The sequence below is a fragment of the Nitrospira tepida genome, from assembly GCF_947241125.1.
GTDB classification, from domain to species: domain Bacteria; phylum Nitrospirota; class Nitrospiria; order Nitrospirales; family Nitrospiraceae; genus Nitrospira_G; species Nitrospira_G tepida.
The window spans coordinates 2,396,382-2,410,317 of the sequence record NZ_OX365700.1 but is presented as its reverse complement, the minus strand read 5'-3'; the positions used below and the strand labels follow the sequence as shown (position 1 = coordinate 2,410,317).

The window sequence follows — 13,936 nt, the reverse complement described above, 5'->3', positions numbered from 1 at the left end:
CAACTGAAAGGACAATCCCAAGTTTTCTAACGGGAGCGACCATCGGCGAACGCCTCGCGACACTATTTGTTGTTTGTGAACTGGATCAGCTTTTCCAGCTTTTCCGCGGCCGCGCCGCTGTCGATGACTTTGCCCGCCTGCTGGTACCCGTCGTGGAGCGTCTTGGCGAGCCCTCCCGCGACGAAGGCCGGCGCCGCATTCAGACAGACCACATCGCGCTTGGGGCCGCGCCTCCCTTGCAGAATGTCACGAATGATCTGTGCGTTGTCCTCGGCCACCCCGCCGACCAATTCCTTGAGCGGCACTCGGGCCAACGCAAAATCCTTCGGCTCGATGAAATAACTCGACACGATGCCCTGTTTGCCTTCGGCCACCCTGGTCCGGTCCGTCAGGGTGATTTCGTCCAGCCCGTCCATGCCGTGGACGACGAAGCAATGTTGCGCGCCGAGATGCACCAGCACGCGACAGAGCATGTCCGTAAGCCGTGCGTCGAACACCCCGACGACCTGAAGCGCCGCACCGGCGGGATTCGTCAGAGGGCCCAGGATATTCAACAACGTCCTGATGCCCAACTCCTGCCGCGGCCCGGCGCAATGTTTCATGGCTCCGTGGTAGAGGGGCGCGAACAGGAAACCGATACCCACCTCATCGATGCAATCGGAGACTCGTTCCGGAGGAAGATCGATCTTGATGCCCAGCGCCGTCAGCACATCCGCACTGCCACATCGAGACGACATCGAGCGGTTGCCGTGCTTGGCCACAGTGAGTCCGGCTCCGGCCGCCACGAAGGCGGCCGTGGTGGAGATATTGAATGTATGCGAACGGTCGCCCCCCGTGCCGCAGGTATCCAGCACCCATTTGGCCCCGACCCGGATCCGCGTGGCCTTGGCCCTCATCGCGCGCACCGCCCCGGCGATCTCCTCCATCGTTTCGCCCTTGACGCGGAGCCCCATCAGAAATGCCGAGACCTGGGCCGGGGTCGCCTGCCCCTCCATGATCTCCAGCATGACTTCCTCCGTTTCCTTTTCCGAGAGGTCGCCACGGTCCGCGAGCTTTGCGATGGCTTCTTTGATCATGCCTGGTTCACCGGCCGGGAAGATGACATGGGGCGGGATTACAATTTCAGAAAATTGCGTAGGAGGTCCTTGCCGGAGGTCGTGAGGATCGATTCCGGATGAAACTGCACTCCCTCGACCCCCAGCGTCTTATGCCGCATCCCCATGATTTCTCCCTCGTCGGTTTCGGCGGTGATTTCAAAACAAGCCGGCAGGTTGGCCCGATTCACGATAAGGGAATGATAACGGGTGGCTTCAAATGGATTGGGAAGGCCGCGGTAAATCGTCTTTCCGTCATGCTGCACCATCGACGTCTTGCCATGCATCAGCCGCGGGGCTCGGATGACCTCGCCTCCATACGCGACCGCCAAGGATTGATGGCCCAGACAGACGCCCAGCAGCGGCACCTTGCCGGAGAACCGGCGGATGGTTTCGACCGACACGCCCGCCTCCTTCGGCGTGCAAGGACCGGGCGAAATGACGATCCGCGTGGGCTTGAGCTTCTCGATCTCGTCCACCGTGATCTTGTCGTTCCGATAGACCTGGACCTCCTCGCCCAGCTCGCCGAAGTACTGCACGAGGTTATAGGTGAAGGAATCGTAGTTGTCGATCATGAGCAACATACAGTAGCCCTGTTAGGAGTGAGAAGTAAGGTGTGAGGAGAGGGCGAGAGGCGAGGCTCGCTGGCTCCTGTCGCCTTCACTTCTCACTTTTCACTTCGCTTATTCCAGTCCCCGCTCCGCCATCTCGATCGCCTTCATCATGGCCCGCGCCTTGTTGCAGGTTTCCTGATACTCGTGCTCCGGCTGCGAGTCGGCTACGATGCCCGCCCCGGCCTGGATATAGGCCTGGTGGCCTTTCAGCACCACGGTGCGGATGTTGATGCACATGTCCATGTTCCCGCCGAAGCTGAAATAGCCGACGGCCCCGGCATAGGGGCCGCGCCTGGTCGGCTCGAGTTCCTCAATGATCTGCATGGCCCGGATCTTGGGCGCGCCGGACACGGTTCCGGCCGGGAAGCAGGCGCGGAAGACATCGTAGGCGTCCTTTCCGTCCTGAAGCTGCCCCCGCACGTGCGACACGATATGCATGACGTGGGAGTACCGTTCCACCTGCATCAGCGATTCCACGGTCACCGAGCCTTGGACCGCGACACGCCCGACATCGTTCCGGCCAAGGTCCACGAGCATGACATGCTCGGCCCGCTCCTTTTCGTCCCGCAGCAGCTCCCGCTCAAGCTCGCGGTCCTCCTCCGAGGACTTGCCCCTGCGCCTCGTTCCGGCAATGGGCCGGACGGCGATGTGTCCGTCTTCGCAGCGCACCAGGATTTCCGGCGATGAACCGACCAACTGCACCCCGCCGATGCGCAGATAGTACATGTAGGGCGAGGGATTGATCGCGCGCAGCGCGCGGTACAGCTCGGAGGGCTTGGTCTGCAGATTGGTTTCCCACCGTTGCGACACGACGGCCTGCACGATGTCGCCGGCCGTAATGTAGTCCTTGGTGCGGACCACCATTTTCTCAAAGTCGGCCCGGCTCATGTTGGGCGTGAACGTGATCGGGGTGCGGCGGGATTTGGGGCGCTCCCGCTTCAGCGGACGCCGGAGCCGCGCGATGATCTGCTCGATTCGATCGGTCGCGTCCTTGTAGGCGGCCCGCACGGCCGGTTCCTTGGCCGAATCCACGTGAGCGTTCGCCACCACCTTAATCGTCTGGGTGACCCGGTCGAAGATGACCAGGGTGTCCGTGATCAGAAAGGCGAAGTCGGGAACCCCGATGCCTTCCTTGCGCCTGAACCCGATGTCTTCGAAGCAACGGACGGTGTCGTAGCCGATATAGCCCACGGCGCCCCCCACGAACCGGGGCAACCCTGACACGGTCACGGGATGATAGCCGGCCATGTGTTCCCGCAACCTGGCGAGCGGATCTCCCTTGGCCGGAATGCGGCGCATCTGTTTGCCCTGCCGTATGATCAGGTCATCGCGATCCTGGACGATGGTGACGGGCGAGCCTGACCCGAGAAACGAATAGCGCCCCCAATGCTCGCCTCCCTCCACGCTCTCCAGCAGATAGGCGGACGGACCATGGTCGATCTTGGCAAAGGCCGAGACGGGAGTCTCGTAATCGGCGAGAATCTCCCGGTAGAGGGGAATCAGGTTGCCCTGACGCGCCAAGGTCCGGAATTCGTCGAGACTGAGCGAATAGGGAACGGTCCGCATAGGTCGACCAACCGATCTCACCATGCTATTCCATGCCGACGATGAGTTTCTGGCCGACTTCAATGATGTCGTCCTGAAGCCGGTTCCATTCGCGGATCTTGGCGACCGAGGTCCCGTATTTGCGGCTCAGGCGGAATATCGTGTCGCCGGGCTTGACTACGTGCTGAACTGTTCTGCGGTCCAAAGGGACCGGCGTGCTGTCGCCCATCAAGGGGTCCGGCACCTCCGGAGCCTTGGCGATGGATTCCTGCAAGGGAGGCAGCAGCTCGGATGGCTTGGTCTTGCTCGGCGCCGGTGGCGTGATCCGCTTCATTTGCATTTGCGCTTTTTCCTGCAAGGCCATCGCCTCCCGCAGGGAATCCGCCTCTTCCTGACTCCGGGCCAACTGTTCGCGGACCGCCTGCACCTGGGCGCTCAGCTCTCGGTTGCGAGCCTCGTAATCGGCCGCATCCCGTTTGACCCGCTTGACCTCGCTGTCGAGCTCGGCCGTCCGCTTTTCCTCCTGGGCCAGCAACCGCTGAAAATTCAGGCTGCGCGCCTTCTCCGCCTCGTAGGTTTCCTTGAACACGCAACCGGTGGTCGCCAGACACAGACCAGCCACCATCAGGGCGCATCCGATCTTGATTGCTGTCATGCGGGCACCTGTCCTTTCTCCAATGTCCTCGGCCCGTCTCGGCTGAGAGGATCGGTACAGAATAGTAGCCGGACCACAGAAAGTCAAAGCTGTGAAGGTGGTTTACGCCGCGGTCTGAGACGGTTTGACCCATCACAGTCGCTGTGTTACGGTCCCACCCGTAGGCACCCGGTCTCGCTCCGAATCGCTCCTGACCCATGGCCACATCAGCCGACCGCACAAGAATCGTGGAGGGCGTGACCCTTCATCTGGCCCAGCCACTGCTCCGCGAGCAACAGTGGATCGGCGAGCGGGAGATCCTGAAGCAACTGCTGGCCTGTTGGCTCGTCGTGGATGCGAGAGACTTGCCGCTTTCCCCCCGGCTGACGGGACCGCCCGGCATCGGCAAGACCACGCTCGCCATGAGCGCGGCCAAAGAACGCAAGCAGCAGGTCTACGTGTACCAGTGTACGGCCGATACGAGGCCGGAGGACCTGTTGGTGACCCCGGTCCTGGCGGAATCGGGCGCGATCGCCTACCACGCCTCTCCGCTCGTGACGGCCATGCTCACCGGCTCGGTCTGCGTGTTGGACGAAGGCAACCGGATGAATGAAAAGAGCTGGGCCTCGCTTGCGCCTCTGCTCGACCATCGACGCTGCGTCGAGTCGATCGTCGCAGGGATCCTGATCCCGGCGCACGACGACTTCCGCTGTTGCGTGACGATGAACGAGGACGCGTCCACCTATGAGGTGCCCGACTATATCCTCTCCCGCCTGCAGCCGACGTTGCGCCTGGGATTTCCTCGACGCGACGATGAGCTGGCCATTCTCCGGTATCACCTGCCGTTCGCGCCGGCCGAACTGCTCGCCATGACCGTGGATTTCCTGCAGCAGGCCCACCAGTTGAATCTGGACTATTCGGTCCGGGACGGCATTCACCTGTTGCAATACGCGATCAAGCGTTTGGCGCAGGACCCGGGCCATCCCCTGTCCAAGGACGAAGCCTGGAGCGAGGCCCTCGTGATGGTATTGGGAGAGGAAGCCCGAGACCTGGAAGGGCAGGCCAAACGGCGGCACCGTGCGCTCGGAGCGCAACCGCTGCCCCGTGGCATGGGAGACTTCTTCTTCGAGAGCGACGACCCCCTGCATCCAGACCGATAAAGTCCGTCCGATGTCCTTCGCGAGCGACACGACCGAACGGGCGTTGCGCCTCTCTCCCAAGATCACGCTGCTCCCCATCGTGCATGGGAGCGGCGACATGGCCCAGGAGGTCCGCGAAACGCTCATCTCGGGCCGGTGGGACTGCCTGGCGGTTCCGCTCCCCCCTTCTGCAGCTCGAGCGGTGGAGACCGGGCTTTCCGAACTGCCTGCCATTCACGCCGCGGTGATCCAAGAACCTCCCGAAGCTGCCGGAGAAGCTGGAGAACAGGGCGACTCGGGGCTGGTCGTGAGCTTCATCCCGATCGACCCTTGCCAGGCTGTCATCATGGGGCTTCGCGTGGCGATCGGCGAAGGGATTGCCTGTGCCTACATCGATCAAGAAGTGGAAGTCTTTGAGCCCTCATCGATCGCGGCTCCGGACCCCTATGCCCTCAAGACCGTGTCTCTTGCCGCCTATGCCGCCTCGCTGGTGGCGGTTTCACCTGGGCCGGAGCCAGACAGCCAGCGGGAACAGCGGATCGCCTGGATGGCCTTTCGCCTCCACGAGCTGGAACTCGAGTACAGCGAGATTCTCTGTCTCTGCCACGCGGCCGACTGGCCCTGGCTGCGGCAGGCCTATCTGGACCGGAGCCCCTATCTCCCACCGGAAAAACCGACGGCGATCTGGACGGTGCAGCCTGTGTCGCAGGACACCTTGTATTTTGTCCTCGGCGAACTGCCCTTTCTCACCGAATTGTACGAGCGGCGCAGGGCCGGCCTCTTGTCCGACCGGCACGTCACGATCGATGGGCTCAAAGAACTCTTGCTGGAAACCAGGAGCAACTGGATGGCCTCACGGCCGGCCGGAGTCGAGACGGTCAGGAATTGGGTCACGCCGCAACTCCTTCAGGTCTATCTGCAATATGTCCGCAACCTAGCCTTGCTGGATCGACGATTGACGCCGGACCTCTATACTCTCGTCCTCGCGGCCAAGCAGATCGCCGGCGACGACTTCGCGATCCAATTGTTGGAGACGGCCAAGCGCTATGAGTTCCAATCGAATTCCGTCACAGGGTGGCGCGGCAGCATCGAAGCCGGTATCGACCGGCTCGTGCTGCCGGACGGGCGTCTTGCCCAGGCCAAGAATCGTCTGGCAGGGATGCCGTTGGTCTGGCGAAGCCTGTCGCTTCGGCCTTCCCCCAAGCAGATCGACAGCCGACGCTGGAGCCTGCGCTGGGACCCCTTTCGCCAATGTTCCTGGCCTCCGGAGGACCAGAAGATCGAGAGTTTCGCGAGCCATGTCCGTGAGCAGGCCAGGGCGCTGATGGGAGCCGACCTGGCGAAGGTCGAGAAGTTCACCACGTCATTGAAGGACGGCATCGATCTCCGGGAGAGCTTGCGGAACTGGACCAGCCGCCGCCGTGCCGTTGGCGCCGGGGCCCTGGGTTCTCAGGTAAGCCGAGGCTCCCTGCAGCCGCCTTCCGGTCTGTCCATGTCACGGGTACAGACGGAAGCGCGACCGCCTCGAATGGATATATACGTCAAGGAAGTGCCTCCGGCTCGCAGCCAGGTGGAAATCGTCGTCTTCCTGTTCGAGACGCCGGCAGATCCCGAGGTCTATACCTGGCGGGCGACCTGGTATGCCGAGCATCAGGAAGAATCCACGCTCTGTTTTTTCGCCACCGACTTTCTTGAGCACATGATCGGCCCCGGCATTGCCCAGTCGAAATATGGCGGGGCCCTGTTCCTCTACCCGCCCCGCCCGATCCCGGACATCTGGACCGATCGCCGGCTCGACGGCACGTCCACCCTGGAGGAACGGCTGATCGCGGCAGCCGCCATGCACTCGCAGGAATCCCACATTGCGCTCGTCTCCCCGATCCCTCCCCTGGCCCGCTGGCGTGGGATCACCCGGCGCTTCGACCGCCGGCTGCTTCCGATTCCATTGAGCCGTTTCAGCGCGCAGACGATCGACCGCCTGCGCTGTTTTCACGTGCTCAACGGCCATGAAGTTCGGAGTTACGCCGCCCGCTTCATCAGGGAGATGCGATGACAATGCCGCCCGACATCCTCGCCCGGGTCGAATCGCTCCGGAACGACATCCGCCGGCACGACTACCTCTACTATGTGAAAGACCGCCCGGTTATTTCGGACACGGAATACGACCGGCTGTTTCGCGAACTCCAGGAGCTGGAAGCGACCTACCCGGAGCTAATCACGCCAGACTCCCCCACCCAGCGGGTCGGCGGCCAGCCGCAGGCCGAGCTCCAGAAGGTGTCGCACGAGCGCCCGATGCTGAGTCTGGACTCCATCGCCGCCGTGGAGGAGGTCTATGCGTTCGATCGGAGGGTCAAACGAGAACTCGGCCTCGAGCAGGTGGAGTACACGGCCGAACCGAAGTTCGACGGGCTGTCGATCGAGCTGGTCTATCGCGAGGGGCGTTTTGTCAGGGGCGCCACCAGGGGCGACGGGACAACCGGCGAGGACGTGACCGCCAACCTGCGAACCCTCCGGTCGGTGCCGCTCCAGTTGCGGACCGAGGCCCATCCGCCGGCCCATCTGGTGGTGCGCGGCGAGGTCTACATGCGCCTCGACGACTTCCAATCCTTGAACCGCCGGATCACGGAACGGGGGGAAGAGGCCTTCGCCAACCCCCGCAACGCCGCAGCCGGCTCGCTACGGCAGCTCGATTCCCGCAAGACGGCGGAACGCCCCTTGGTCCTCACCTGTTACGAGATCATGGTTCAAACCGGCGGTCTTCCTTCGACCCACTGGGACGAGCTGGATCGATTGGCGGACTGGGGGTTGCCGATCCCCTTCCAGCGGCGACGCTGCGCGACGATCGACGAGGTGATCTTGTTTCACCGGGAGATGGAGGAACAACGGGACGCGCTGCCCTTTGAGATCGACGGCATGGTCGTGAAGCTCGATCGACGCACCTGGCAGGAGGCGCTGGGCGTCAAGTCCCGCAGCCCTAGGTGGGCGATCGCCTTCAAGTTCCCCGCGAGAAGAGAGATCACGGTCGTGCAGGACATCGTGGTGTCGGTCGGCCGCACTGGCACCTTGACCCCCTTGGCCCTGCTCAAACCGGTCGAAGTCGGTGGGGTCACGATCAGCCGCGCGACCCTGCACAACGCCGACGAGGTCTCCCGTAAAGACATCCGCGTGGGCGATACGGTCAAGGTGGAGCGGGCCGGAGACGTCATTCCCGCCATCGCCGAGCGGGTGCCGGTGCCGGGAGAACAGCGGTCGGTCCCCTTTGCAATGCCGAACCATTGTCCGGTCTGCGGCTCTTCCGTCGCCCGCGAAGGGGCCTACTATTACTGCACCGGTCAGGCCGTCTGCGAAGCTCAATTGAAGGGCTCGATTCAGCACTTTGCCGCCAAGGGGGCCGTGGACATTGATGGACTCGGCGAGAAAACGGTCGCGCAGTTGATCGACAAGGGTTTGGTCCATGACATCGCGGACCTCTACCGGCTGACCAGGGAGCAGGTGCTCACGCTGGACGGTTTCGCGGATCGCTCCGCCTCGCTCCTGCTCGGCGCGATCGAGCGGCGCCGGACCATTCCCCTCGACCGGTTCCTGATGGGGCTCGGCATCCGCCAAGTGGGCCAACATATCGCCCGCGTCCTGGCCAATTATTTCGGGAACCTGGAAGACCTGATGGCCGCCGCGCCGGAGCGTCTCTTGGAGATTCATGAGGTCGGTCCGGAGATCTCACGGAGCGTCGCCTCGTTTTTCCAGGAGGAGCGGAACCGGGCGGTTATCCGGAAACTCCAGGACCTGGGCGTCCGCATCGAGGCCAAGCCCCGGAAGGATTTCGAGAAAGCCGGTGACCTCCCGTTCAAGCAAAAGACCGTGGTCTTCACCGGAGGGCTTGAACGGTGGAGCAGAGAAGCGGCCAAACGGCGGGTCGAGGAACTCGGCGGGCGGGTCAGCTCCAGCGTCAGCAAGAAGACCGACTATGTCGTCGCCGGCAGCGAGGCAGGATCCAAACTGGCCGACGCCCGGCGGTTGGGGGTGCGCATCCTGACAGAGGACGAATTCGAGGAGTTGGCCGGAAAGCCGGAGTCGCCGGAACGTTAAGAGGCCTGGATGTTGGCCGGATCGAGGGCTGGAACCGGTTTCTCTTCCTTGATGATCTGCACCCGCTTGATCGACCGCTGATCTGCCTCCTGTACGATCAGCCGGCAGTCGTTGAGCACGACTTCTTCCCCCGCCGCCGGAATCCGGCCCAGGTGGTCTTGGATCAGCCCGCTGATCGTATTGGCCTCCTCGTCCAGATCCAGCTTGAGGAATTCGTTGATCCGGCGCACCTCCGTGCGGCCATGGACCAGGAGCTGGTTTTTGGCCACCCGCTTGATCAGTTCTTCGCTTTGATCGGTTTCGTCCAGGATGTCGCCCACCACCTCTTCGAGAATATCCTCCAGCGTCACAACCCCGGCGAACCCGCCGAACTCGTTGACCACGATCGCCATGTGCCGTTTTTCCTGCTGAAACTGCTTCATCAGTTCGTCGGCGGTCTTCCTGGTCGGCACAAACAGCGGCGGCTGGGCGATATCCTTCAGGCGAAGCTGCGAGTTGCCCTTAGCCAACTCGGTCAGGGCCTTGCTCTTGTAGATCATGCCGATGATGTTATCCAAGTTGCCGTCGTAGAGGGGGATCCGCGAATACTTCGACCGGAAGAGCTGTTCCTGCACTTCCGCCAGTCTCACGTTGGCATCCAGCGCGAACACGAACTGTCGCGGGGTCATGGCATGTTCGGCCGTCAGGTCGTTGAGTTGGAACACGCGGTTGATCATCCTGGCTTCGTGGCTCTCGATCATGCCCGATTTGCTGCCGACATCCAGCATGATCTTGAGCTCTTCCTCGGTCACGAAGGGGACGGTGAGCCCCTTGCCCCCGGTGACCTTATCGATGATCGGTTCGAGCACATAGAGCAGCGGCTTGAGGCCCTGCTGGATCCAGTAGACCGGATAGGCCATGTTGAGGGCCACATGAACCGCGTACTTCGCGGCCAGGGTCTTGGGGACCACATCCCCGAAGATCATCAAGATGAACGTCAAAGCCCCCAAAGCCACCGCGAGGGCCTGCGTCAGCCCCTCGACAAAGCCGCCGAAGGCTTGAGCGTCGAACATCCTGATAATCAACAGGGTCGTATAGGAGGGGACCAGGGCATTGACCAGGTTGTCCCCGATCATGATCGTGGACAGGAGCCTCTGAGGGTTCTGCCTGAGGTGCAGGGCCATGCGGGCCCGCTTGCTTCCGGCCTCGTCCATGGCCCGCAGGCGGGTTTCATTGACCGCGAAAAAGCCGATTTCCGCCGCGGAAATAATGGCCGACAACAGAATAAGAACGAGCAGAACAAGCGCATCCATCAGAAATTACTCAGCTTTAGATTGAGAACCCACCATGGCGCACGACTGAGCTGGCATCAAACCAAGAGATCCCAAGTCGCCGGTGGAGTTGGTAGAGGATAGAGAGATTGCGGAGCGAAGCTGGATCAAGATAGTAGGTCTTTCGGCCTATATCATCCATTAACCCCTCTTTATGTAGCATAGACAGCCATGGCCATCAAGGGATTTAACCATTGGGACTGTGAAATCAAATCCTAATTTATCAACTACTTATGATATCTGTGCCCAGTAAGGCCTCAAGGACTCTCGGCCGAGCAACTGTCTTGAATGTCAAGCTCTCCGTGCAGCGGCCGGTTGCCATGGAGTCCCATGATGTACCATCGCATTGAGAATGGTCAGCAGCTTGCGCATCGCGGCGACCAGCGCGACCTTGGATGCTTTGCCGGCGGTACGCAGTCGCTGGTAGAACTGCCGGATGACGGGGTTCCAGCGCGTCGCCACCAAGGTCGCCATGTACAGCGCGGTGCGGACGGGGGCCCGCCCACCCCAGATGGTGCGTCGGCCGCGCAGCCGCCCACTGTCCCGATTGAAGGGCGCGACGCCCACCAAGGCCGCAATTTGCTTGCGATTCAGCAAGCCCAACTCCGGCAGCTCGGCCAAGACCGTGCGACTCATTACCGGTCCGATGCCGGGCACGCTCTGCAACAAATCTTCGCGTGCACGCCAGATGGGGCTCTCTTCAATCATGTCATCGAGGTCCTCGTCGAGCCGGGCCAGTTCGGTGCGCAACCAGCGCAGATGGGCTTCAATCCGCTTCCGCACGCGGGCTGGAGCTCGGTCCAACCGGTTCTGCTCGGCCCGCTGCATCGCCAGCACTTGGCGGCGTCGCGCCAACAGGGCCGCCAGTTCCGCGGTCTGCGGATCGGGGAGCGCCCGCACTTCCGGTTGGATGACCTCTGCGAAGCGGGCCAACACCTGCGCGTCCAGCGTATCGGTCTTCGCCAACCGGCCCGTCGCTTTGGCAAAGTCCCGGACCTGGCGCGGATTGACCGCGATCACGGGCAAGGCGGCGTCCACCAGCGCCCGCAGCAACGGCCGTTCCAAGCCCCCGGTGGCTTCCACGACAATCCGTATCGGCGATACCTGGCTCAGCCGTGCGATCACCGTGCTGATTCCCTGGGCATCATACGGGACGCTCAGCGGCGTGCCAGCCGGCCGCATGGCGACGTCCAGCTGCGCTTTCGAGATATCAATTCCGACACACACCGACGATGTCTGCATCGCCTCCTCCTTGGTGAAGCCCGTCCTTGTCTTGATGCGGGCTCGGTGGCCCAGGCAACTGTGCGGGCTTATGGAATAGGGAATGTGACGACCCGGCTCGGCCGCGGTCTCTTCGGACCGGAGGCGTATCGATCTGTCACATTCCGTATGTCTCATGTACCACAATTCCAAGATACAAGGCTTACTCAATGGTTGTCAGAGGATTTCATCTCTGACGATCAGGGGGTCGACCTGAAGCTCAGCCCCTACCCTGGTCGCAACGGTTTCCGCCTCCTGCTCCGATTGATATCGTCCCACCTGAACCCGATACCGCTTTCCTTCCGGCAGGGTGACGACCAGGATCCGGCCGTCATAATGGAGGGCACGGACTCGACCAAGCAGCGCTTGGGCCAGCGACGCATCGGCAAATGAGCCGACCTGGATCCTCAGATAACCCAATGGCCCGGCAGGTCCCTGAAAATCGATCACGCGAAGCTCGACCTCATCCGTGCCGGATCCCACCATCCCGATCGCCCTGGCTCCGGCGTAAGACAGGTCCAGGACCCGCCCCTTTGCAAAGGGACCCCGGTCGTTGATCCGGACCGTGACCTCCCGGCCGCTGGTCAACGATCGGACCAAGGCGACCGACCCCAGCGGCAAGGTGCGGTGGGCGGCGGTCAATTGATTCATGTCATACCGCTCGCCGTTGGCGGTCTTGTTTCCGTGAAAGCCCGGCCCGTACCAGGACGCAATGCCACGCTCGATATAGCCGACGGGATACCCGGGCGGATACATTGCCCTTGTGAGCCTGGGTGAACTTCCGCAACCGTGGAGAGTCGAGAGAAGAAGGAGCGACACCAAGGCAGAGCAGAGACGAAACGGATACAACCAATCAGGAGGAGTGAAGAGGGACGTGGTTCTCCGTCGGGGCTTCACAACCGGGATCGGGTGAAGACGGTTGGTATGGAGAATCGGTGCTTGGCTTGAAGGCCGATCAAAATTCGTCGAGGGATTGCCCCCGAAGCAGGCCCAACGCCTTGGACGTATTGGAAACCGTCAGCACCACGATGGCCCTGCTGCCCTCGCGGGACGGCGTGCAATAGCCGCATTTGATGTTGATCCGGGCTTTCTTGAGCAGGTCGGCCACATCGGAGAGTGCGCCGGGTTTGTTTTCCAAGCTGAGCACGAGGGCCGTTTCTTCCCGGAACTTCACCTTGGCCGCCCTCAATGCCGCCCGCGCCTGATCGACATCTGACACCAACAGCCGCAGATTCCCCTTGCCGGTGACCTCAGGGGCGGAAAAGGCCTTGATATTGACCTTGGCGCCGGCGAGCACCGAAACCACTTGGGCGAGCACTCCCGGCTTGCTTTGGCCTGTAATGACGATCTGACTTGCGACTGGCATCCCTATTCTCCCTCCCCTATCTCTCTATACCCGTACAACCACCGGGCCTCGCCCCCGCCGACATTGCGCACCGTATGGAACTGATGCGCGGGGATGAAGCATTCATCCCCCGCGGAAAGGCGCTTCGTTTCTCCGCCGACCTCCACTTCGAGGTTTCCTTGCAGCACGAGAACGAGTTCGTCGACCGAGTGCACGTAATCCTCCCATACTTGCCCGGGAGGATCAACCCACAGCCCGCAACTGAACCCCCGTTCCCGCCAATCGCGCTCGATCGCCCGTCGATCTGGGACCGCCATGAATATGACGTCCGGACAATGTACCGGTCAGTTGGACCAGTTTTATATATGGGGAACCCATCGCGGTCAAGATCAAGCGACTTCAAGGCCGGAGCCGGTCTTCGTCGGGTAGGAACCATTGGAACGACGGCGATCGGCGTGGCTTACGGCGCCGGGGTCAGGTTGACCGCATAGTCATTTCCGTCGTGGCTCCGAGCCCGAATCTTCAGCAGCCGGCGGTCTCCTGCACGGAACAGGGTTCCCGCAATCGTTCCCCTTTCACTCTCGGCCTTCAGCCGTCCCTCGACCAACGAGAACCTGCCCTCTCCCTTGAAGACTCCGATGGTTCGGTAGGTGGCGAACTGATAGACCCCGTCCTCCGAAATCACCACCTTCACCCAATCATCCACGTTCTCCGGCACTCGTTTCAGCACCCCCTGCCATTTTCCACTGACGGCCTCCATCCCGGTGATCGGTTCAAACTGCCACGGTACCTGCTCATGCTTCTCGGGTCCACCGGCGCAAGACAGCAGGCCGATCACCGAGCACAGGATTATCCATCCCCTCATTCCCATCCGATACGACTGCCCCATCGCAACACAATCCTTTCTTC

General features: G+C 62.0%; 13 protein-coding genes. 3 read left to right on the top strand and 10 right to left on the bottom strand.

Annotated elements, in window-relative coordinates:
• Nucleotides 1-62: 62 nt before the first annotated feature.
• The 4 genes from trpD to QWI75_RS11390 all read right to left on the bottom strand — a co-directional run bounded on the left by trpD (nucleotide 63) and on the right by QWI75_RS11390 (nucleotide 3,908).
• Nucleotides 63-1,076, bottom strand: coding sequence for an anthranilate phosphoribosyltransferase (trpD, locus tag QWI75_RS11405; RefSeq protein ID WP_289268696.1), 1,014 nt, complete (start codon nucleotides 1,074-1,076; stop codon nucleotides 63-65).
• 38 nt (nucleotides 1,077-1,114) lie between these two features.
• The gene (locus tag QWI75_RS11400) at nucleotides 1,115-1,678 is read right to left on the bottom strand and encodes an anthranilate synthase component II (RefSeq protein WP_289268695.1); all 564 of its coding nucleotides are present in this window, start codon (nucleotides 1,676-1,678) and stop codon (nucleotides 1,115-1,117) included.
• 99 nt (nucleotides 1,679-1,777) lie between these two features.
• Entirely contained in the window at nucleotides 1,778-3,274 is a 1,497-nt protein-coding gene (trpE, locus tag QWI75_RS11395) for an anthranilate synthase component I (protein ID WP_289268694.1), read from the bottom strand.
• Nucleotides 3,275-3,299: 25 nt separating this feature from the next.
• The gene (locus QWI75_RS11390; protein ID WP_289268693.1) at nucleotides 3,300-3,908 is read right to left on the bottom strand and encodes a LysM peptidoglycan-binding domain-containing protein; all 609 of its coding nucleotides are present in this window, start codon (nucleotides 3,906-3,908) and stop codon (nucleotides 3,300-3,302) included.
• Nucleotides 3,909-4,105: 197 nt separating this feature from the next.
• Between QWI75_RS11390 and QWI75_RS11385 the strand changes: the two genes are divergently transcribed.
• From QWI75_RS11385 to ligA, 3 genes are read left to right on the top strand one after another with little or no spacing between them, the layout of a single operon-like run.
• Nucleotides 4,106-5,047 (top strand): AAA family ATPase, encoded by a 942-nt coding sequence (locus QWI75_RS11385; protein WP_289268692.1) that lies wholly within the window; start codon nucleotides 4,106-4,108, stop codon nucleotides 5,045-5,047.
• Nucleotides 5,048-5,057: 10 nt separating this feature from the next.
• Nucleotides 5,058-7,079 carry a hypothetical protein gene (locus tag QWI75_RS11380; protein ID WP_289268691.1) on the top strand — a complete coding sequence of 674 codons (2,022 nt, stop codon included), beginning with the start codon at nucleotides 5,058-5,060 and terminating at the stop codon, nucleotides 7,077-7,079.
• A gap of 2 nt (nucleotides 7,080-7,081) precedes the next feature.
• A complete protein-coding gene (gene ligA, locus QWI75_RS11375; protein WP_370693637.1) occupies nucleotides 7,082-9,112 on the top strand; it encodes an NAD-dependent DNA ligase LigA in 2,031 nt (676 codons plus the stop codon).
• Here ligA and QWI75_RS11370 read toward each other — a convergent pair.
• The 6 genes from QWI75_RS11370 to QWI75_RS11345 form a co-directional block, all read right to left on the bottom strand.
• Entirely contained in the window at nucleotides 9,109-10,404 is a 1,296-nt protein-coding gene (locus tag QWI75_RS11370; RefSeq protein WP_289268689.1) for a hemolysin family protein, read from the bottom strand. The genes ligA and QWI75_RS11370 overlap by 4 nt on opposite strands.
• Before the next feature lie 309 nt (nucleotides 10,405-10,713).
• The gene (locus tag QWI75_RS11365; RefSeq protein WP_289266904.1) at nucleotides 10,714-11,664 is read right to left on the bottom strand and encodes an IS110 family RNA-guided transposase; all 951 of its coding nucleotides are present in this window, start codon (nucleotides 11,662-11,664) and stop codon (nucleotides 10,714-10,716) included.
• 195 nt (nucleotides 11,665-11,859) lie between these two features.
• Nucleotides 11,860-12,438: a septal ring lytic transglycosylase RlpA family protein gene (locus QWI75_RS11360; RefSeq protein WP_289268688.1), complete on the bottom strand. Its 579-nt coding sequence runs from the start codon at nucleotides 12,436-12,438 to the stop codon at nucleotides 11,860-11,862.
• A gap of 199 nt (nucleotides 12,439-12,637) precedes the next feature.
• The gene (locus QWI75_RS11355) at nucleotides 12,638-13,048 is read right to left on the bottom strand and encodes an ACT domain-containing protein (RefSeq protein ID WP_289268687.1); all 411 of its coding nucleotides are present in this window, start codon (nucleotides 13,046-13,048) and stop codon (nucleotides 12,638-12,640) included.
• Between the two features lie 2 nt (nucleotides 13,049-13,050).
• Entirely contained in the window at nucleotides 13,051-13,344 is a 294-nt protein-coding gene (locus tag QWI75_RS11350) for a cupin domain-containing protein (protein ID WP_289268686.1), read from the bottom strand.
• Between the two features lie 143 nt (nucleotides 13,345-13,487).
• On the bottom strand, nucleotides 13,488-13,916 hold the full coding sequence (locus QWI75_RS11345; protein ID WP_289268685.1) for a hypothetical protein: 429 nt from the start codon (nucleotides 13,914-13,916) through the stop codon (nucleotides 13,488-13,490).
• Between the last annotated feature and the right edge of the window lie 20 nt (nucleotides 13,917-13,936).

Bases quoted from the DNA above. Each gene is read 5' to 3' on its own strand.
- trpD (WP_289268696.1), bottom strand. From the start codon at position 1,076: ATGATCAAAGAAGCCATCGCAAAGCTCGCGGACCGTGGCGACCTCTCG.
- QWI75_RS11400 (WP_289268695.1), bottom strand. From the start codon at position 1,678: ATGTTGCTCATGATCGACAACTACGATTCCTTCACCTATAACCTCGTG.
- trpE (WP_289268694.1), bottom strand. From the start codon at position 3,274: ATGCGGACCGTTCCCTATTCGCTCAGTCTCGACGAATTCCGGACCTTG.
- QWI75_RS11390 (WP_289268693.1), bottom strand. From the start codon at position 3,908: ATGACAGCAATCAAGATCGGATGCGCCCTGATGGTGGCTGGTCTGTGT.
- QWI75_RS11385 (WP_289268692.1), top strand. From the start codon at position 4,106: ATGGCCACATCAGCCGACCGCACAAGAATCGTGGAGGGCGTGACCCTT.
- QWI75_RS11380 (WP_289268691.1), top strand. From the start codon at position 5,058: ATGTCCTTCGCGAGCGACACGACCGAACGGGCGTTGCGCCTCTCTCCC.
- ligA (WP_370693637.1), top strand. From the start codon at position 7,082: ATGCCGCCCGACATCCTCGCCCGGGTCGAATCGCTCCGGAACGACATC.
- QWI75_RS11370 (WP_289268689.1), bottom strand. From the start codon at position 10,404: ATGGATGCGCTTGTTCTGCTCGTTCTTATTCTGTTGTCGGCCATTATT.
- QWI75_RS11365 (WP_289266904.1), bottom strand. From the start codon at position 11,664: ATGCAGACATCGTCGGTGTGTGTCGGAATTGATATCTCGAAAGCGCAG.
- QWI75_RS11360 (WP_289268688.1), bottom strand. From the start codon at position 12,438: ATGTATCCGCCCGGGTATCCCGTCGGCTATATCGAGCGTGGCATTGCG.
- QWI75_RS11355 (WP_289268687.1), bottom strand. From the start codon at position 13,048: ATGCCAGTCGCAAGTCAGATCGTCATTACAGGCCAAAGCAAGCCGGGA.
- QWI75_RS11350 (WP_289268686.1), bottom strand. From the start codon at position 13,344: ATGGCGGTCCCAGATCGACGGGCGATCGAGCGCGATTGGCGGGAACGG.
- QWI75_RS11345 (WP_289268685.1), bottom strand. From the start codon at position 13,916: ATGGGGCAGTCGTATCGGATGGGAATGAGGGGATGGATAATCCTGTGC.